At 62.4% G+C, this 18,196-nt stretch carries 13 protein-coding genes; 6 read left to right on the top strand and 7 right to left on the bottom strand.

Features of this window, described 5'->3' with window-relative positions; all coding sequences use genetic code 11:
- Positions 1 to 141: 141 nt before the first annotated feature.
- From dusB to KG698_RS02250, 5 genes are all read left to right on the top strand, one after another.
- Positions 142 to 1,128, top strand: coding sequence for a tRNA dihydrouridine synthase DusB (gene dusB / locus KG698_RS02270; protein WP_213683924.1), 987 nt, complete (start codon positions 142 to 144; stop codon positions 1,126 to 1,128).
- Positions 1,125 to 2,192, top strand: a complete 1,068-nt coding sequence (locus KG698_RS02265) for an ATP-binding protein (protein WP_213683923.1) — start codon at positions 1,125 to 1,127, stop codon at positions 2,190 to 2,192. The genes dusB and KG698_RS02265 overlap by 4 nt, the downstream gene beginning before the upstream one ends.
- Positions 2,193 to 2,239: 47 nt before the next feature.
- On the top strand, positions 2,240 to 3,625 hold the full coding sequence (locus KG698_RS02260; RefSeq protein WP_213683922.1) for a sigma-54 dependent transcriptional regulator: 1,386 nt from the start codon (positions 2,240 to 2,242) through the stop codon (positions 3,623 to 3,625).
- A gap of 105 nt (positions 3,626 to 3,730) precedes the next feature.
- A complete protein-coding gene (locus KG698_RS02255) occupies positions 3,731 to 5,944 on the top strand; it encodes a PAS domain-containing sensor histidine kinase (RefSeq protein WP_213684285.1) in 2,214 nt (737 codons plus the stop codon).
- The gene (locus KG698_RS02250) at positions 5,941 to 7,353 is read left to right on the top strand and encodes a sigma-54 dependent transcriptional regulator (protein ID WP_213683921.1); all 1,413 of its coding nucleotides are present in this window, start codon (positions 5,941 to 5,943) and stop codon (positions 7,351 to 7,353) included. The genes KG698_RS02255 and KG698_RS02250 overlap by 4 nt, the downstream gene beginning before the upstream one ends.
- Before the next feature lie 6 nt (positions 7,354 to 7,359).
- Here KG698_RS02250 and KG698_RS02245 read toward each other — a convergent pair whose 3' ends face one another.
- The 5 genes from KG698_RS02245 to KG698_RS02225 all read right to left on the bottom strand — a co-directional run bounded on the left by KG698_RS02245 (position 7,360) and on the right by KG698_RS02225 (position 15,508).
- Positions 7,360 to 8,529, bottom strand: coding sequence for a cytochrome P450 (locus KG698_RS02245; protein ID WP_213683920.1), 1,170 nt, complete (start codon positions 8,527 to 8,529; stop codon positions 7,360 to 7,362).
- A gap of 123 nt (positions 8,530 to 8,652) precedes the next feature.
- Entirely contained in the window at positions 8,653 to 10,950 is a 2,298-nt protein-coding gene (locus tag KG698_RS02240; protein WP_213683919.1) for a TRAP transporter fused permease subunit, read from the bottom strand.
- Between the two features lie 105 nt (positions 10,951 to 11,055).
- Positions 11,056 to 12,048, bottom strand: coding sequence for a TAXI family TRAP transporter solute-binding subunit (locus KG698_RS02235; RefSeq protein WP_213683918.1), 993 nt, complete (start codon positions 12,046 to 12,048; stop codon positions 11,056 to 11,058).
- Between the two features lie 171 nt (positions 12,049 to 12,219).
- On the bottom strand, positions 12,220 to 13,611 hold the full coding sequence (locus tag KG698_RS02230) for a sigma-54 dependent transcriptional regulator (RefSeq protein WP_213683917.1): 1,392 nt from the start codon (positions 13,609 to 13,611) through the stop codon (positions 12,220 to 12,222).
- Positions 13,612 to 13,618: 7 nt separating this feature from the next.
- On the bottom strand, positions 13,619 to 15,508 hold the full coding sequence (locus KG698_RS02225; protein ID WP_300982816.1) for an ATP-binding protein: 1,890 nt from the start codon (positions 15,506 to 15,508) through the stop codon (positions 13,619 to 13,621).
- Between the two features lie 154 nt (positions 15,509 to 15,662).
- On the opposite strand from KG698_RS02225, the gene KG698_RS02220 reads away from it, so the two are divergent.
- Positions 15,663 to 16,928: an ABC transporter substrate-binding protein gene (locus KG698_RS02220; RefSeq protein ID WP_213683916.1), complete on the top strand. Its 1,266-nt coding sequence runs from the start codon at positions 15,663 to 15,665 to the stop codon at positions 16,926 to 16,928.
- A gap of 2 nt (positions 16,929 to 16,930) precedes the next feature.
- On the opposite strand, the gene tpiA is transcribed toward KG698_RS02220, so the two are convergent.
- On the bottom strand, positions 16,931 to 17,677 hold the full coding sequence (tpiA, locus tag KG698_RS02215) for a triose-phosphate isomerase (RefSeq protein WP_213683915.1): 747 nt from the start codon (positions 17,675 to 17,677) through the stop codon (positions 16,931 to 16,933).
- A gap of 53 nt (positions 17,678 to 17,730) precedes the next feature.
- Positions 17,731 to 18,117 (bottom strand): iron-sulfur cluster assembly accessory protein, encoded by a 387-nt coding sequence (locus KG698_RS02210; RefSeq protein WP_213683914.1) that lies wholly within the window; start codon positions 18,115 to 18,117, stop codon positions 17,731 to 17,733.
- Positions 18,118 to 18,196: the final 79 nt, after the last annotated feature.

Raw genomic sequence — 18,196 nt, 5'->3', positions numbered from 1 at the left:
ATAAAAATTAATCTAAACGATGAAAATTTAATCATTCGCTTCAGCTAGGCGTCGCGCCCCACGTTATGTTACAAGAGTTTCTTTTGAATTTCGGGGGGGATCGGCCTAACCCCAAAGGCTGAGTGCACAAGGATTGAGCACGTGACTTTTCAATTGGCGAATGTGCCCCTTACGCCGCCGGTCTTGCTGGCGCCGATGGCGGGCATCACGGACCGGCCCTTTCGTGATCTTGTGGCGCGCTTTGGGGCGGGCCTCGTGGTATCCGAGATGGTGGCAAGCGCAGAGATGGTGATGGCCAAGCCTTCGGTGCGCGCGCGCGCCGAGCTTGGCTATGACGCGGGCCGCACCGCGGTGCAGATCGCTGGCCGCGAGGCCCATTGGATGGCCGAGGCCGCCCGCATTGCCGAGGCGCAAGGTGCCGCCATCATCGATATCAACATGGGCTGTCCGGCCAAGAAGGTGACGAATGGCTATTCCGGCTCGGCGCTGATGCGCGATCCTGACCATGCGCTGTCCTTGATCGCGGCGGTGGTGGGGGCGGTCAAGGTGCCGGTCACGCTCAAGACAAGGCTCGGCTGGGATGATGCGATGCGAAACGCGCCCCAAATCGCTGCGCGCGCCGAAAGCGCAGGGGTGCAGATGATCACCATTCACGGGCGCACGCGCTGTCAGTTCTACAAGGGTCAGGCCGATTGGGCCGCGATCCGCGCGGTCAGCGACGCGGTCACGATCCCCGTCATCGCCAATGGCGATATCATCGATGCGCCAAGCGCGCGCCTTGCGCTGGCGCAATCAGGTGCGCAAGGCGTGATGGTGGGGCGCGGTGCGCAGGGTCGCCCGTGGGTCTTGGCCCAGATCGCCGCCGCACTTTACGGCACGCCCGCGCCGCAGATCCCGCAAGGGGCGGCGCTGTGCGAGATGATCGGGGCGCATTACACCGCGATCTTGGGCTTTTATGGCCGCGATCTGGGCCTGCGCGTCGCGCGCAAGCATCTGGGCTGGTATATGGATGAAGCGCTGACACCTGCTGATCTGCGCCGCGCCGTTCTGACCGCCAAAAGCCCGGATATGGTGCTGGCGCATTTGCCCGACGCCTTGGCCCATGCGCCGGAAAGGGCGGCGGCATGACGAAAGTGACCACAAGCCTTTGGGCCTCGCTGCCGATCCCGGCGGTGATTTGTGATGCCGGCAATTGCATCCTCGACGTGAACCCTGCCGCTGAACTCTTTCTCAATGCGTCGAAAAAGGCGCTTGAGGGTTATCCCGTCTGGGACAAGATTTTTGTCGATGCACCGCTGGAAGAGGCCTTTGCCCGCGTGCGCGAGGCCAGCGCCCCTTTGTTCGTCAATGCCGTCGATGTCGGCACGGGCAGCCGCAAGCCCGTCTCTTGCGATGTGCAGGTCGCGCCTTTGGCCGACAAGCCTGATCATGTGCTGGTGCTCTTGGAGAACCGCGAATTGGCCGGGCGGCTTGACCGGGCGATGTCGTCCAAGACAGCCGCGAAATCGGCCATCGGCATGGCAGAAATGCTCGCCCATGAGATCAAGAACCCGCTGGCGGGCATTACCGGGGCGGCGCAGTTGATCGCGATGAATGCATCGGGCGAGGATCGCGAATTGACCGATCTGATCGTCGAAGAGACCCGCCGCATCCTCAAGCTTTTGAGCCAAGTCGAAGAATTCGGCAATGTGCGCCCCCCCGACAGGCGCGCGATCAATATCCACGACATCCTTGATCGGGCGCGCAAATCGGCCGCCATCGGCTTTGCCGCCCATATGCGGATCGAGGATGAGTATGACCCCTCGCTGCCGCCCACTTGGGCCGATCCCGACCAGTTGCAGCAGGTGTTTTTGAACCTGATCAAGAACGCGGCCGAAGCGGGGCGCGCAGGCGGCACCATCCGGCTGCGGACATTTTATGAACTCAGCCTCAAGGTGCGCCGCCGCGACGGGTCAGGTGCGGCCGTGCCCTTGCAGATCGAGGTGATCGATGACGGCCCCGGCATCGCCCCCGATATCGCCGAGGATCTGTTCGAACCCTTCGTCTCGGGCCGTGAGAATGGCACGGGCCTTGGCCTTGCCTTGGTCAGCAAGATCATTTCGGACCATGACGGCTGGATCGCGGTCGATAGCGTGCCGGGGCGCACGGTGTTTCGCCTCTCGCTGCCCATCGCGCCGAAAGAGGCCCAATGACCCAAAACGCGCCACATATCTTCCCGTTTAGCAAAGAGAACTGAGCCATGGACGGAACCGTACTAGTCGCCGATGATGATCGCACCATCCGTACCGTTCTCACGCAGGCATTGACGCGCGCGGGCTGTAAGGTGCACGCCACCTCCAGCCTGATGACGCTGATGCGCTGGGTCGAAGAGGGCAAAGGCGATCTGGTCATCTCGGATGTGATGATGCCTGATGGCAATGGGCTAGAGACTTTGCCGCAAATCACCGAAAAGCGGCCCGGCCTGCCGGTGATTATCATCTCGGCGCAAAACACGATCATGACGGCGATCCAAGCGACCGAGAAGGACGCCTATGATTACCTGCCCAAGCCCTTCGATCTGCCCGATCTGATGAAACGGGCGGCGCGCGCGCTTGATCTGAAGCGGCGCACCAAACCCACCCGCGCGATGGACGAGGGGCCAAGCCCCGCGATGCTGTCGGCGCGCGAGGATCTGCCGCTGGTGGGTCGCACGGCGGCGATGCAGGCGCTTTACCGGCTGGTCGCGCGCGTGATGAACACCGATCTGCCAGTGCTGATCACCGGTGAAAGTGGCACGGGAAAATCGCTGATCGCACGCGCGATCCATGATTTCTCGGACCGGCGCACGTTGCCTTTTGTCGTCGCCTCGGGCGCTGATCTGGAGGGGATGGATGGCCCATCGGCGGTCTTGTCGCGCGCACGTGGTGGATCGATTCTTTTCGATGAGGTCAGCGATCTGACCGAAGAGGCACAGGCTAAGATCGTGCGCATGCTTGATGCGTTCGGCGATGCGGCCCCCCGCGCGATGGCCACATCGCAGCGCGACCTGATGGAAAAGATGGAGGCGGGCCGCTTTCGCCAAGATCTGTTCTACCGCTTGGGCGGCGTGACCTTGTCGGTGCCTGCCTTGCGCGAAAGGGTCGATGATATCCCGCTACTGGCCGCACATTTTCTTGCCCGGGTTGAGCGCGACGGCATGGCGCTACGCCGGTTTTCGGGCGATGCGATGGAGCTGGTCCGCGCCTATTCATGGCCGGGCAATGTGCGCCAGCTTGAAAACACCATCAAGCGGCTGACCGTCACCAGCCAATCCGAAGAGATCACCAAGACCGAGGTCGAGATCGTTTTGGGCAACCAACCAGCGGTCGAGCCGCTGATGGGCATGGGCGATGGCGACAAGCTGTCGGCCTCGGTGGCCAAACATCTGCGCCGCTACTTCGATCTGCATGGCGGTGTTTTGCCGCCACCCGGCCTTCACACCCGCATTTTGCGCGAGGTCGAGGCACCGCTGATCGAAATCGCGCTGGATGCCACCGGCGGCAACCAAGCAAAATGTGCTGATCTGCTGGGCATCAACCGCAATACCTTGCGAAAAAAGATCACCGAGCTTGATATCCGCGTGACTCGCCGCCGCAAGTTGATGTAAAACCGCAACAGTCGCGTGGCCGATGGGAGACATCCCAAAAAGCGCTGCGCACTGTTGGGGGAGTAGCACTTGGACAAGACCGCGGACAGGCAGGCCGGCGGTGTGATGGACCGGTTATGGCGGTTCAAGAACAACCCGAACGTGCGAAGCGCGGCCACCTTGGGTTTGGTGCTGCTTGGGCCATTGCTGGCGTTCCTCACCTTCCTTGTGCTTGGGCCTTTGTCGGATTTGGCCGATGCGCCGGGTCTGCGGCTGATCTTGCTGGCCGATCTGATCTATATCCTTTTGGTCGCAGCGCTGGTGATGCGCGAGGTGGCGCGGATCTTGGCCTCGCGGCGCGCGCGCTCGGCGGGCTCGCGGTTGCATCTGCGGCTGACGGGCGTGTTCACCATCGTGGCGCTGGTGCCGACGATCCTTGTGGCCGTGTTTGCCACGATCACCGTGAACATGGGGCTAGAGGGGTGGTTTTCGGACCGCGTCTCGCGCGCCTTGGGCAATTCGGTCGATGCAGCCGTCGCCTATAGCCAAGAGCATCGCGATGATTTGGCGACCGACACGCTGGCGCTGGCCAATTTCTTGAACCTCAACCGGCGCGCCGCGCTTTTGCAGACCGATGGCGATCTGCGTCAAGTCTTGAGCCAAGGCCAAAGCCGCATCCAGCGCGGCTTGGAAGAGGCTTTTGTCATCGACGGGCTGGGCGACATCCGCGCGCGGGGCGAATCGAGCTATCTGTTTGATTTCGAACGCCCCGATCCGGCCGATATCGCGCGCGCCGAAGGTGGCGAGTTGGTGCTGATCGAGGATCGCACACAAAACGAGTTTCGCGCGCTCTACCGCCTTGATGCTTATCCTGACCGCTATCTTTACGTCAGCCGCGAGGTGGATGGCGAAATTCTTGCGCTGCTGGATGAAACCCAACAGACCGTGCGGCTTTACCGCCAGCTTGAATCCGAGCGTGGCCGGGTGCTGTTCGAGTTTGGCCTGCTTTATCTGGGCTTTGCGATCATCATGGTGCTGGCCGCGATCTGGCTTGGCCTGTGGTTTGCCGAACGCCTGTCGCGCCCCGTGGGCCAATTGGCGGGGGCCGCGCAGCGCGTGGGCCAAGGCGATCTGGATGTGCGCGTGCCAGACGATGGCGGCGATGATGAGATCGCGATGCTGGGCCAGTTGTTTAACCAGATGACCCGCCAACTTAAAGGGCAGCGCGACGCGATGGTTGAGCAAAACGACGCGACCGAGGCGCGGCGGCGGCTGTTTGATTCGGTGCTCAGCTCGGTGACAGCGGGTGTCATCGGCCTGACCGAAGGGGGGCGGATCGATTTCATGAACCGCTCGGCGCTCCGGCTGTTGCAACTGGTCGATCAGCGCGATCACGGGCTGAGCCTTTCGGCGGCGGTGCCGGAGTTTGCGGCCCTTTTCGAGCGGTTACAGAAATCCACCGCCGAAAGCGTGCAAGAAGAGATCAAATTGACACGCGGCGGCAAGCAAGAAAGCCTGCTTGTGCGCATGTCGACCCGACGCAATGTCGATGAGGCGCTCGAGGGTTACGTTGTGGCCTTTGACGATGTCACCCAGCTGGTCAGCGCGCAGCGCATGGCGGCATGGGGTGATGTCGCGCGCCGCATCGCCCATGAGATCAAGAATCCGCTGACGCCGATCCAATTGTCAGCCGAGCGGATCAAGCGCCGCTATGCCCGCGATCTAGAGGGCGAGGATAAGCTGCGCCTTGAAGAAATGACCGAGATCATCGTGCGCCAGACCAACGACCTGCGCCGGATCGTCGATGAGTTTTCAAAATTCGCCCGCATGCCCGAACCCCAGACCAAGGCCGAGGATCTGGCCCGCCTCACGCGGGAGGCGGTGACTTTGCAGCGCGCGGGCCAGCCCGGCGTGCGGTTCGTCACCGATATCCCCGAGACGCCAGTGATGGCCGAGATTGACGCCACGATGATCGGTCAAGCGCTTACAAACTTGATCAAGAACGGCGGGGAAGCAATTGAAACGCTTCAAGAAAAAGGCGCGCCACAGGGCTATGAGCCGCAGTTGCGCATCAGCCTTGCGCTGGCCGATGGCATGGCCGTGATCACGATTGCCGATAACGGGATCGGCCTGCCTGCTGATCGCGCCAAGCTGTTCGAACCTTATGTCACGACCCGCGACAAAGGCACGGGGCTTGGCCTGCCCATCGTCAAGAAGATCGTCGAGGAACATGCCGGCACGCTCGATCTGATCGATGCTGAACCCTTTGGCCCCAATGCCCATGTGGGCGCTGCGGCCCGCATCACATTGCCCATCTTGCACAACGGAGACTTGGTATGAGTGATATTCTGGTCGTTGATGACGAACGCGATATCCGCGAGTTGATCTGCGACATCCTGCGCGATGAGGGCTATAGCACCCGCATGGCCGGGAATTCGGATGAATGCATGGCCGAATTGAACCGCGCGGCCCCCGGGCTGATGATCCTCGATATCTGGCTCAAGGACAGCAACATGGATGGGATTGATATCCTGTCCCATGTCAAACGCGACAACCCCGAAGTGCCGGTGGTGATCATCTCGGGTCATGGCAATATCGAGATCGCGGTCGCCGCGATCAAGCAAGGCGCTTATGATTTCATCGAGAAACCCTTCAATATCGACCAGCTTTTGGTCGTTATCCGCCGCGCGATGGAGGCATCGAAGCTCAGGCGCGAGAATGCCTCGCTGCGCCGCCAAGATGGGCCTTCGGCCGAGATGGTCGGCAGTGGGGCGGCCTTTCGCGCACTGAAATCGCAGCTCGACAAGGTAACGAAATCCAACGGGCGCGTCATGCTGACGGGCGGGCCGGGTGCGGGCAAGGAAATGGTCGCGCGCTATGTGCATGCCAATTCCAACCGCGCCGATGCGCCCTTTGTCGTCGCCTCATCCGCCGCGATCCAACCCGAGGAGATGGAGGTCAAGCTTTTCGGTCGCGAAAGCGCCGAGCGCGGCACCGAGCAGGGGCTTTTGGAACAGGCCCATGGCGGGGTGATCTATTTCGACGAGGTCGCCGATATGCCGCTTGGCACCCAGTCCAAGATCTTGCGCGTATTGGTCGATCAAAGTTTCAGCCGGGTGGGCGGCACGGCCAAGGTGCGGGTCGATCTGCGCGTCATCTCCTCCACCTCGCGCGATCTTGTGGCCGAGATCGCCGAGGGGCGGTTCCGCGAAGAGCTGTACCACCGGCTGAACGTCGTCCCGATCGAGGTGCCAAGCCTTGAGGATCGGCGCGACGATATCCCGGAATTGGCCCGTCATTTCATCGCCGAGTTCAACCGCGAACAGGGCTTGGCCGTGCGTGAGTTGGGCGATGATGCGGTGACGCTTTTGCAAACCATGCGCTGGCCGGGCAATGTGCGCCAACTGCGCAACATGATCGAGCGGGTGCTGATCTTGGGCGATGACACCGGCCCGATTCAAGCCGCCGATCTGCCCGGTCAGGGCGATGCGGGCGCGGGTGCCGCCGATGACGGGATGGGGCTGTCGGCGCGCCTGACCACTTTGCCGCTGCGCGAGGCGCGCGAATTGTTCGAACGCCAATATCTCATGGCGCAGATCAACCGTTTCGGCGGCAACATCAGCCGCACGGCGAGTTTCGTGGGTATGGAACGCTCGGCGCTGCATCGGAAACTGAAATCGCTTGGCGTTGTGACCACTTCGAAATCGGGCGCGCGGATCGCCCAGATGGAAGAAGACGACGAGGATTGAGCCTGCTTAGGCCGTGACCTGCAGCGCGGCGAGCCCGTGGAAGTGGTAGATATCGGCGTATTGCGGCGGCGCGGCGAGGCGAAGCTGCGGGTGGCGGTCGAACAGGATCGGGAGGGCGATCTGGAGTTCCAGCCGCGCCAGCGCCGCGCCGACGCAAAAATGCAGCCCCGCGCCAAAGGCTTGGTTGACCGGCCCGTCGCTGCGGTTTGGCAGGAAGTGATCCGCTTGCGCATAGGCCGCGCCACAGCGATTGGCCGATGCCAGCAAAAGCCCGACTTGGTCGCCCCGCTTTATGTCATGATCGAAAAGCGTCATATCCGCATAGGCATAGCGCGTGAACATATGCAGCGGCGGATCGTAGCGCAGGATCTCCTCGACCAAGGGGGCGGGGTCGGCGTTGGGGCGCGCGCCCGTCTCGAGGCAGAGTTTAACACCGTTGCCAAGGCTATGGACCGTCGCCTCATGGCCTGCGTTGAGCAGCAAGATACAGGTCGAGATCAACTCGTCGGTTGAAAGCGTGGTGCCATCATCCTCGGCTGCGATGAGCGCGCTGATCAGATCGTCGCGCGGCTCGCTGCGCCGCGCGGCCACATAGCCGCGCAGGAAGGTGGCGAAGTCTTCGGCCGCTGTTGCGGCCTCCTCCTCTTGGTGCTTTGTGCGGCCTGCTTGATACATCTGCACCATCGCGCCTGACCAGCGCAGCAGCGCGGGGGCCATCGCCTCGGGCACGCCTAACAGCCGGGCGATGATGATCACCGGGATCGGGCGGCAGTAAGCATCAAGCAGGTCGCATGCCTCACCCTGCGGCAGGGCCGTGGCCAGATCATGGGCCAGCGCCGCAATCTCGGGGCCAAGGGCCGCAATCCGCCGCGAGGTAAAGGCGCGCAGCACCAGACCCCGCAATCGCGTATGGCGTGGCGGCTCTAGCTCAAGCATCGAATGGGCCTCGACCGCGTAGAAGGGGGCGAGATGGGCAGGAAATTCTATCGGCGCAATCGGCGCGCGCCCAAAGCGGCGGTCGCGCAGGATGGTGTTGACCGCCCGGTGGGTGGTGGCCATGGGCATGGCGTAATCATCCCACCAAACCAGATCGCCCGCCGCCCGCGCCCTTGCATAAAACGGGTAGGGGTCTTGGACAAAGCCGGGATCGGTCGGGGATTGGGAAAGCCGCTGCATGGGTGACAAGATGGCAGGCGATCACGTGCTTTGCCAGCGGCTTGCAGGCGTATTTTTGGAAAGGTGAAGGTGCAACCTTGCGCCGCCCAGCGATCTGCGGGGCGGCGCGGTTGTTTGGCCCTGTTAGTCTGCGCCGCGCACCGGGATGGCGGCGTTCTCGCGGGGTTTGATGAGGCGTTGGATCAAGAAAAGCCCGCATGCCGCACCCAGACCAATCAAATCAGTCAAAACGCCACCTTCGATCAAGAAGAGTGCAGCTAAGATCAAGCCCAAGCGGATGTACCAGACCGAGCGCCCGCCCATGAACCAGCCCTGAACCCCGGCAGAGAGCAAGAACACCCCGAAGGTCGCAGTGATCGTGGCGCGAATGATCTCAACCACCGTGCCATCCATCAAAAGTGCCGAATTGTAGAAGAACATGAAGGGCACGATGAAAGCCGCGATGCCGATGCGGAATGAGGCGACGGATGTCTCCATCGGATTGGCGCCCGATATGCCAGCCGCCGCGTAACTGGCCAAGGCCACGGGTGGCGTAATGGCCGAGACGACAGCGAAGTAGAAGACAAAGAAATGCGCAGTCAGGACCGGGATGCCAAGCTGCACAAGGCCCGGTGCAACCACTGCTGCCGCCACCGCATAGGCGGCCGTCGTGGGCATGCCCATTCCCAACAAGATCGCGATACACATCGCAAAGAACAGCGCCAAAAGCTGGCTGACCCCCGCCATGTCCAAAAGCACGTTGGAAAAGCGCGCGCCCACCCCGGTCAGCGAAATCACCGCCACGATAATGCCCGCACAAGCACAAACCGCGATGATCTGGATCGACATGATGCCCGCCAGTTCAAACGCCTTGAGGATCGCGCGGATATTCATGCGGTAAGGCGTCAGCCAACTGACCATCGCAGCCGCCACCGTGGCCAATGTGCCCGCGCGGATCACTGAATAGCCCATAAAGAGGGCGGCGATCAGGATGATGATCGGGATGAACAGATAGACCTGCCGGATCATGCGGCTGAATTTCGGCAGCTCATCCTCGCGCATGCCGCGCATACCCAGTTTGGCGGCGTCGAAATCCACCATGAAATACACCGAGGCAAAGTAGAGAAAGGCGGGGATGATGGCTGCGATGGCAATATCTTGATAGGGGATGCCGGTCACCTCGGCCATGATGAAGGCACCAGCGCCCATGATCGGCGGCATGATCTGGCCACCTGTCGAAGCGGCCGCCTCGATCGCGCCGGATGTCTTTTTGTCGTATCCTACCTTTTTCATCAGCGGGATGGTCAGCGAGCCTGTCGCCACCACATTGCCAGCGCTTGTGCCGTTGATCATGCCCATCAGGCCCGAGCCAAAGATCGCCACCTTGGCTGGCCCCCCGCGCGAGCGGCCCGCTGCGGCAAAGGCGAAATTGACAAAATATTCGCCCACCTTCGACGCCTGCAAGAAGGCCGCGAAGATGATGAACAAGATGATATAGGTCGAGGATACCGCCGTCGTCGGTCCAAGGATGCCCGCATCCGAATAGACATGCCCAAAGAAACGCTGCCAGCTATAGGCGCGGTCAACGGCCAAAAGGCCGGGCAAAAGATGCGCAGTAAAGGTGTAGAGCAGGAAGATGCCGGTAATCACGACCAGCGCCATCCCCGCCACGCGCCGTGTGAGCTCTAAGATCAGCGCTGATCCTGCGGTCGCGGCAAAGGCCACGCCGATCGGCACAAAAGGCGTGCCCACGGAATTGCGCGCCGCCGTGCCATAGATCGCGATCAAGTAGATCGCAACCACCACGCCACAGAGCGCCAGCACGATGTCGGAGGCGGTGAAACTGCTGCGCGCACGCCGCTCAAACCAGCCCGTCATGATCGCGCCAAAGGTGGCAATCAACAGCGGGATGCCGAACCAATAAAGTTCCGTATTGTAAATCTCGGTCCCTGGGAACGCGACCCATGTCGTACGCCCGCCCATTTGCGGCAAAGTCCCCGAGGCGATGGTTTGATCAAAGCCGATGGCCGTCGCCCCTGCGATCAGCGCAGGGATAGCCAGCAATAGCGCCAGCAGGCTGATCAGCCGGGTATCGCGGGCTGATGTCGTCTTGTCGGTGAAGGAATAGGCAGAAAAGAGTAAAAACCCAAGCCCCAGCGCGCCCGCGATGTGGATAATCCGAAAGCTCCAGGTTTCCATCGGAAACCTTGGCAGAAACGGAATATCCAGCCCGGTCAGGTTGCGGATCGACACGCCATTGAGGGCCAGCATGTGAAAGGCGGCATAGACGATCGCGACAGTCGCAACCGCCATATAGGCCCATCCGGAAAACAGCCTGCGGTTTGCTTCGACCAAGTCGTCATCGACACCCTCGACGCTGATCGGACCATCTGTCTGGTCATCATTTGCATCGGCTGAGCGTGTTGTCTGTTCGGTTGTCATGGCTGTCGTCCCCCCATGGCCGTGCTTGCGCCATTATGCGGTCTGTTGTGAGAGGGGCCGCGCCCGATTGACAGGCGCGGCCCCGGTTTTCGTCACTAGCGGAAATTACATGCCGTGGATCTTGTCGGCGGGAATGGTCGCACCGGCGTTTTCGGTGAACCAGCGGGCCGCACCGGGGTGCCACATCATCGCGGTGTTCTTGTCCCAATGCTCGGGCAGGGTTTCACGGGCGGCAGAGTGGATGCCGACCATACGCGCATTGTCCGACATCACGACATCGACGATGGCATGCACGAAGCTTTCGGGCAGGTCGCAATTTGCGATGGCGAAGTTCCACATGGCCACAGCCGGTGCGGGCTCGGTCAGGGTGGTGTAGGTTTCAGGCGCGATGTCGAAATTCGACACCGGGAAGGCTGCGGTGATGGCCGCACGCTGTTCGTCGGTGAAGCCCAAGATGTTGATCTCGGTCTGCACTTCCAGTTGCGCAACGGTCGGGATCGGAACGCCAGCGGCGAAGGCGATCACATCGAGCAGGCCATCCTGAAGCTGGCCGCCAAGGTCATCCCAACCACCGTTCAGACGCTCGAAGGTCAAGCCAAGGCCTTCAAGTATCGCCGGGAAGTAGGTATCCGAGGTCGAGCCTGCGGGGCCGAAACCGATACGCGCGCCCGCCGGGATATCAGCGATCGAGGTGATGCCCGAGGAGGCCAGCGTCGTGACGCTGAAGGGCGTCTGATACATCGGGAACATCGCGCAGGCATTGGTCATTTGCAGGCCGGGCGCGATCGGGTTGTTGCCCGCAAGCGACTCGGCGGCAGGGCCCATGGTGGTCATGCCGAGCGGCAATTCGCCGGTATGCACCAGCGCCATATTCTGCATCGGGCCGCCGGTGACTTCACCGCTGCCCGAAAGGCCGAGTTGCTCAGCAGCAAGACCAGCCCAACCCGAGCCGTAAACGAAGAAGGCGCCGCCCTGCGAGCCGGTGCCGACGGTGAAGCTTGCCGGCCAGCCGGTGCGGTCGATATGGCCACCTGCGAAAGCAGCCGTAGTGGTGAGTGCTGTGGTCGCCGCGAAGGCGGCGAGACGGGTGAACGTCATGTTTCTCTCCCTTGTGAATAGATCAAGCGCCCAGATCCCCGCCGGGCCGCCTGATCGCAGATGTGGCGCGCGCATCCCCGCTATGCAAGGGCTGCATGTCCGGCTTGCAAGAAAGCCTTGGGTTTTCGATGTGTCGTGGGTCGAAAGCGACCCCAATCCGGCGCTACGATGTTACGTTTTCGACACATCGGGCCGCGCGTCGCCGATAGTGGCCCCGTCAACGCGGAAATCATCACGGCTTAGTCCATGGCGCTGCATCTTTTCGTAGAGCGCTTTCCGGCTCAGGCGGAGTGCGGCATAGGTCGCCTTGATACTGCCGCCGTTGGCCACGAGTGCGGCGGCGATCACGCGGCGCTCATGGGCGGCGACCTGTGCGGCCAAGCTGTCATCGCCCTGCGCCTCGGCGCGCGCGAAATCAGGGTCAAGGCCAAGGGCCATCCGTTCAGCGGCATTGCGCAACTCGCGCACATTGCCGGGCCAATCGCGCATGGTCAGCGCCGAGAGCAGCGCACCGGGCACATCGGGCGGGCTGCGCCCTTCGCGTGTGGCGATTGCCGTCAGAAGGGCGGAAAACAGCATCGGGATATCGTCGCGCCGTTCGGCCAAGGTCGGCAGGCGCAATGTGACGACGTTGAGCCGATAGAGCAGATCGCCCCGAAACTGCCCCGCGCGCACCGCGGCGACCAGATCGCCCTTGCTGGACGCAACGATCCGCAGGTCGAGCGCGATGGGGTCGTTTGAGCCAAGCCGCGTGATCACGCGATGCTCAATCGCATGCAACAGCTTGCCTTGCAGTGTCAGGGGCAGGCTATCGATCTCATCAAGAAACAAGGTGCCGCCGCGCGCATGCTCGAATTTGCCATAGCGCGGGCGCGTGGCACCGGGGAATGCGCCTGCCTCATGGCCGAAAAGCTCGCTTTCGATCAGCGCGGTGGGCAAGGCCGCGCAATTGACCCCGACAAAGGGGCGGGTGGCGCGCGCGCTGATATCATGGAGGGTCTGTGCCATGATGGTCTTGCCGGTGCCGGTGGCCCCCTCGATCAGCACATCGGCCTCGGTCGCGGCCACGCCGCGCAAGCTGGCGCGCAGCCGCGTCATCACCGCCGAGCGCCCCAAAAGCCGCGTGGCGACAAGATCGCCCCCAAGATCAGGCCCCGCCACGGCGCGCAGGCGGCGGTTTTCCAAGGTTAGTCGCCGCTTTTCCAAGGCGCGCCCGACCGCTTGGACAAGCCGGGCGGGCGCATAGGGTTTTTCAAGGAAATCATAAGCCCCGTCGCGCATCGATTGGACCGCCAGATCGACATCGCCATGTCCGGTGACCAAGATCACGGGCAATTCGGCATCGATCTTGAGCGCCTCGGCCATCAAGCTCAGCCCATCCATGCCGGGCATGCGGATATCGGTGACCAAAACGCCGGGGAAATCCCGCCCAAGCTGGGCCAGCGCGCTGGCCGCATCGGCGCAGGCGATCACCTGATGGTCGGCCAGCATCAAGGCTTGGGCAGCGGCATGGCGCAGCGGCGCTTCGTCATCGACGAAAAGGATGGGGGGCATGGCACTCATTGGGCACTCATTGGGCGGCGATCTTGTCTGGCGCTGCGCTTAGGTCAAGCTCAACGGTGAAAAGCGCGCCACCCTCGGGATGGTTGGCGGCCGTCAAACGCCCGTTGAAATCGCGCACGATATTATAGGAGATTGACAGCCCAAGGCCCAAACCTTGACCGGGTGGCTTGGTGGTGAAGAAGGGATCAAAAGCTTGCGCCAGCGCCTCATCGCTGAGCCCCGGGCCGATATCGCGCACCATCAATTTGACGCGCCCATCCGTCACCGCCAAGGACAGGGCGATCACGGGGCGCGCCACCCCCTCCATCGCATCAAGCGCATTGCTAATCAGGTTGACGATCACCTGTTGCAGCCGGACCCGCCCACCGATCACCCAAAGATCATGATCGGGCAGTGTGTTGGTCAGCACCGCCTTTGCCGCCGCAAGGCGTGGCGCCATCAAGGCCAGCGCATCGTCGACGACCGCGTGGACCAGAACAGGGCCGGTCTTGTCTTGTGGGCGGCGGGCAAAATTGCGCAAATGCTTGGAGATCGCGGCCATCCGGTCCGTCATCGCCGAGATCAGGCGGATATTCTCGCGCGCCTCACCCTCGCGGCCACGGTCGAGAAAGGTGGCGGCATTCTCGGCATAGGCTTTGACGGCGGCGAGGGGTTGGTTGAACTCATGGCTGAGTGCGGCCGACATCTGGCCCAAACCGGCAAGCTTGCCTGCCTGCACCAGTTCGGCCTGTGTGCGGCGCAGCTGCGCCTCGGCGCGCACGCGCTCTTCGATCTGTTCACGCAAAAGCGTATTGGTCTCGTCAAGCTCGGCAGTGCGTTCGCGCACCCGCGCCTCGAGCCGTGCGCGCGCATCTTCGCGTGCGGCCAGCCGATCCTCGAGTTGGATGCGCCGCTGCCAGATCGCAGTGGCAATCAGCAAGAGAAACAGCGCCACCAAGAGCGCGATCGTCAGCGTATTGGCGGCTTGCAACTGTGCAGGCGCAAGCGGCGACAGGATCGACACGCGCCATCCGGCGGCGGCGATCAGCCCGGTTTGCATAATATAAGAGCTGCCCCCATCGGCCATGGCAAAGGTCACAGTTTCGTAACCGGAATTGGCTAATCGCTCGCGGCGCGCGGGCAGGTTGCGCAAGGCGGCGACGGGGTATTGGCGCGTGGTCACGATGCTTTCCAGCGCCGCCTCGGGCATCGGGCCGAAAGTGCGGAAATGCCAATTTTGCCTGTCTGATAGAAAGATCACATTGGCCATGTCTTGCACGATGACCGTCGTGGCACCTTCGGCCCAGGTTGCTTCGAAATCATCGAGCGTGATCTTGACCGCAACAACGCCGGTCTTCTCGGTGCCGTCAATCACGGGGGCGGCAAAGAAATAGCCCCGCTCGCCCGATGTGGTGCCAAGGGCGTGAAACCGCCCGATCCCACCCGCGATCGCCTCGGTGAAATAGGGGCGATAGGCAAAGTTGCGCCCGACGAATGAGCGATCCGTTCGATAAGATGAGGCCGCGATGGTCAGCCCGGTGGCGTCCATCACATAGACATCCGAGACATCCAGCGACAACGCCGTCTGGCGGAGTTGTTCATTGACGAAGGGCAAAAGCCCGGAATTGTCGGGGTCGCGCAAAAGCCGCGCGATGCTGGCGCGTTCGGCCAAAAGCGCGGGCAGCACCTCGGCCTTGTCCAGCGCGCCGCGCAGGTTTTGCACCGCGAGGTCCAGCGTGGCGCGGTCGCGGTCGCCGATGGCAATGGCATAGGCGCGTTCAAGCCGTGGATAGGCAAAGAGCGCAGCCAGACAGATCAGCGCCAGCGCGCCGCCGATCAGCGGGCCGAGCTGCCGGGCGCTTGACCGCGCGGGCCCTGCGGGGATCGTGATATCGCGCGCGCCTTGGTCCATGCTCATGGGTGCCAGTATATGCGACGACGCGGCCGCGCTGACCAGAGGGTGAAGCGATCATGCCAAGCCTTGCGATGGATTTCGACTTTCTTGCACGGGCGGCTACGGCTACGATGAAGGTATAAAGGGCGGCAGCGTCCCTTGGTAATTGGAGTTTGTTATGTGCCATCTTCGACCCGCCTATGCCCTCACCGCGATATCCTGTCTTGTCTTTGGCGCGCCCGCGTTGGCGCAAAGCGGCCTATGTGCCGGGCTTGGCGATACAGGGCAGTGGATGGGGCAGGGGCAGGCAAGCGCGGATATCGCAAGTGCGCAGGGGCCCTTGGATTTGGCGGTTATCTCGCAGGCGGGCGCGCGCGCGGTCGGGCTGTTTTCGCTTGGCACCGCGATGGATATACGGGTGGAGGCCGCGCCAACGGCAGCAGGTGGCGACACGATCATCGAGTTGTTCGATGCCGATGGGCGGCTTGTTGTCGTTGATGATGACAGCGGCGGTGGGGTGTCGAGCCGCGCTGAACTTGCGCTTGAGGCGGGAAGCTATTGCTTGGCCGTGATGGGGTTTGGTGGCGCGGCGGTCAGTGCCGATCTGCGCGTCAGCCGCCTTGATATGCCCGCACTCACCGCCGGGTTAGCGGGCGGTTTTGGCGATTGGCAGGGTGGCGCGCCTTTTGTGGGGATCGATCCCTGCCTGCCCGAAACCCCTGCGGTGAGGCTTGGCGCGGGGCCGATTGATGCGGACCTCGCCAAAGGCGTAAGCATGGCCAATAGCGTCGATGCGGTGCCTTACTATCGTTTCAGCCTTGCAGCGCCACAAGCGCTGTCGATCCGGGCCACCAATGAGTTGGCCGATCCTTACATCTATCTTTTCGATGCTTCGGGCATGGTTCTGGCCGAGAATGACGATGCGGTTGGCCTGAACAGCCGGATTGATGTTCTGCGCCCCTTGGCCGCGGGGGAGTATTGCATCGGCATGCGGGCCTTGTCCGACCGCACTTCGCCGATCCGGGTGACTGTTTCATCCCGCGATCTGCAAGAGGCCGCCGTTTTGGCCTATGCAAGCGCCGAAGTGGCGCCGCCCCTTGATGGGTCATGGCCGGTCGAGGATTTGGGGCCATTGTCCACGACCATGACGCTGGATTGGCATGTGCCGGGCGATCAAGCGCAATGGTTCGTTTTCGACAGCCCGACCGAGGGGTTGATCTTGATCACCGCCGATGCGGTTGGCGATGGCGATCCGATGCTGGATGTCTTTGATGCGGACGGTACATGGGTGGGTGGCAATGACGACGCCAATGGTAGCGTGAATGCCCAGCATGCCTTGCCGGTGCAAGCGGGGCGCTACATCGTGGCCCTGCGCCAATTCGGTGAGGAGGATGAAGGGCTTATCCGCTTGACGCTGACCCGCTACCTGCGGGCTGCCCCCTAAGGTCAAGCACGCGCAAGCGCGCTGATGATCGGCGAAAAAGCCGCCGCGCTCAGCGAGGCACCGCCGACCAAGGCGCCATCGACATTTGCGATGGCAAAGATCGCGGCGGCATTCTCGGGCTTGACCGAGCCGCCGTAAAGGATCGACATCGCCGTGCCTTCTGCGCCAAAGTTGTTGTATAAGATTTCTCGGATCGCTGCATGCACCGCCGCGATTTCATGGTCTTGTGGCACCAGCCCCGTGCCGATGGCCCAAACGGGCTCATAGGCGATGATGAGACGCGCGGGCGTATCGGTCTGGGGCAGGGCATTGGCCAGCTGGGTGGCGACGATGCTTTGGGTTTGGCCCGCCTTATACTGGGCCTCGGTCTCGCCCACACAGAGGATGACGCTCAGCCCGGCTGCCAGCGCGGTCGCGACCTGTGCGCGGATGATCGCATCGCTTTCGCCGTGATCCGCGCGGCGCTCGGAATGGCCCAAGATGACATGGGTTGCCCCTGCCTCGACCAGCATGGAGGCGGCGATATCGCCGGTATGCGCGCCCTTTGTGGCGGCGTGGCAAAATTGACCGCCCACCGCAATCGGGCGCGCGCCGATATGGTTGGCCATGCGATAGATCAGCGTCGCGGGCGGGCAGATGACAATCTCGACGCCGGGGGCAGGATGCGCCTGCAGAAGCGCGTCAATTTCGGCCAAGCTTGCGCCATCGCCATGCATCTTCCAGTTTCCGGCGGCGATCTTACGGGGCATTGACGGCTTTCTTGGCGATCTGCGGCGCGGGGCGCGGTCTTTGCTTGAGCCGATTAACGCTCAGTGACGTTTTGTGCACCCGCAAGCTCGGCCACATCCTTGAACTTGATCGACTCGCCGCAACCACAGGCATCGGCCACATTGGGATTGCGGAATTTGAAGCCCGCCTCAAGCAGGCTGGTCTCATAATCGATCTCGGTGCCGAAAAGGAACATCTGGGCTGTGGGCGCGATCATCACCCGCGCGCCGTCTTGCTCGACGATCTCGTCATGCGGGTTGATCTCGCTGACGTAATCCATCGTGTATTCCATGCCCGCACAGCCACCTTTCTTGATGCCGATGCGCAGGCCTTGGTGGCCCTCGCGGGTCATCAGGCGCTGGATCTGCGCCGCCGCTGCCGGTGTGATCGAGATCGCTTGTTTGCCGGGGATGCCGAACATGGCGTCAGCTCCTTGTCGCTGCTGCGATAGGGGAAAGATAGGCGGTGTCGCGCTTTGGCTCAAGGGGGCGCGCGCGATG

Origin of the sequence: Roseicyclus sp. (genome assembly GCF_018402035.1) — a bacterium.
Classification (GTDB): Bacteria; Pseudomonadota; Alphaproteobacteria; order Rhodobacterales; family Rhodobacteraceae; genus Roseicyclus.
The sequence above is the reverse complement of the archived record's forward strand: the minus strand, read 5'-3'. Positions and strand labels throughout refer to the sequence as shown.

What these genes read in the sequence shown, in the direction of transcription:
- KG698_RS02210 (WP_213683914.1), bottom strand. Translation starts at nt 18,117, where the DNA reads ATGTTCGGCATCCCCGGCAAACAAGCGATCTCGATCACACCGGCAGCG.
- KG698_RS02240 (WP_213683919.1), bottom strand. Translation starts at nt 10,950, where the DNA reads ATGACAACCGAACAGACAACACGCTCAGCCGATGCAAATGATGACCAG.
- KG698_RS02230 (WP_213683917.1), bottom strand. Translation starts at nt 13,611, where the DNA reads ATGAGTGCCATGCCCCCCATCCTTTTCGTCGATGACGAAGCGCCGCTG.
- KG698_RS02225 (WP_300982816.1), bottom strand. Translation starts at nt 15,508, where the DNA reads ATGAGCATGGACCAAGGCGCGCGCGATATCACGATCCCCGCAGGGCCC.
- KG698_RS02235 (WP_213683918.1), bottom strand. Translation starts at nt 12,048, where the DNA reads ATGACGTTCACCCGTCTCGCCGCCTTCGCGGCGACCACAGCACTCACC.
- KG698_RS02220 (WP_213683916.1), top strand. Translation starts at nt 15,663, where the DNA reads ATGTGCCATCTTCGACCCGCCTATGCCCTCACCGCGATATCCTGTCTT.
- KG698_RS02265 (WP_213683923.1), top strand. Translation starts at nt 1,125, where the DNA reads ATGACGAAAGTGACCACAAGCCTTTGGGCCTCGCTGCCGATCCCGGCG.
- KG698_RS02250 (WP_213683921.1), top strand. Translation starts at nt 5,941, where the DNA reads ATGAGTGATATTCTGGTCGTTGATGACGAACGCGATATCCGCGAGTTG.
- tpiA (WP_213683915.1), bottom strand. Translation starts at nt 17,677, where the DNA reads ATGCCCCGTAAGATCGCCGCCGGAAACTGGAAGATGCATGGCGATGGC.
- KG698_RS02260 (WP_213683922.1), top strand. Translation starts at nt 2,240, where the DNA reads ATGGACGGAACCGTACTAGTCGCCGATGATGATCGCACCATCCGTACC.
- KG698_RS02255 (WP_213684285.1), top strand. Translation starts at nt 3,731, where the DNA reads ATGGACCGGTTATGGCGGTTCAAGAACAACCCGAACGTGCGAAGCGCG.
- KG698_RS02245 (WP_213683920.1), bottom strand. Translation starts at nt 8,529, where the DNA reads ATGCAGCGGCTTTCCCAATCCCCGACCGATCCCGGCTTTGTCCAAGAC.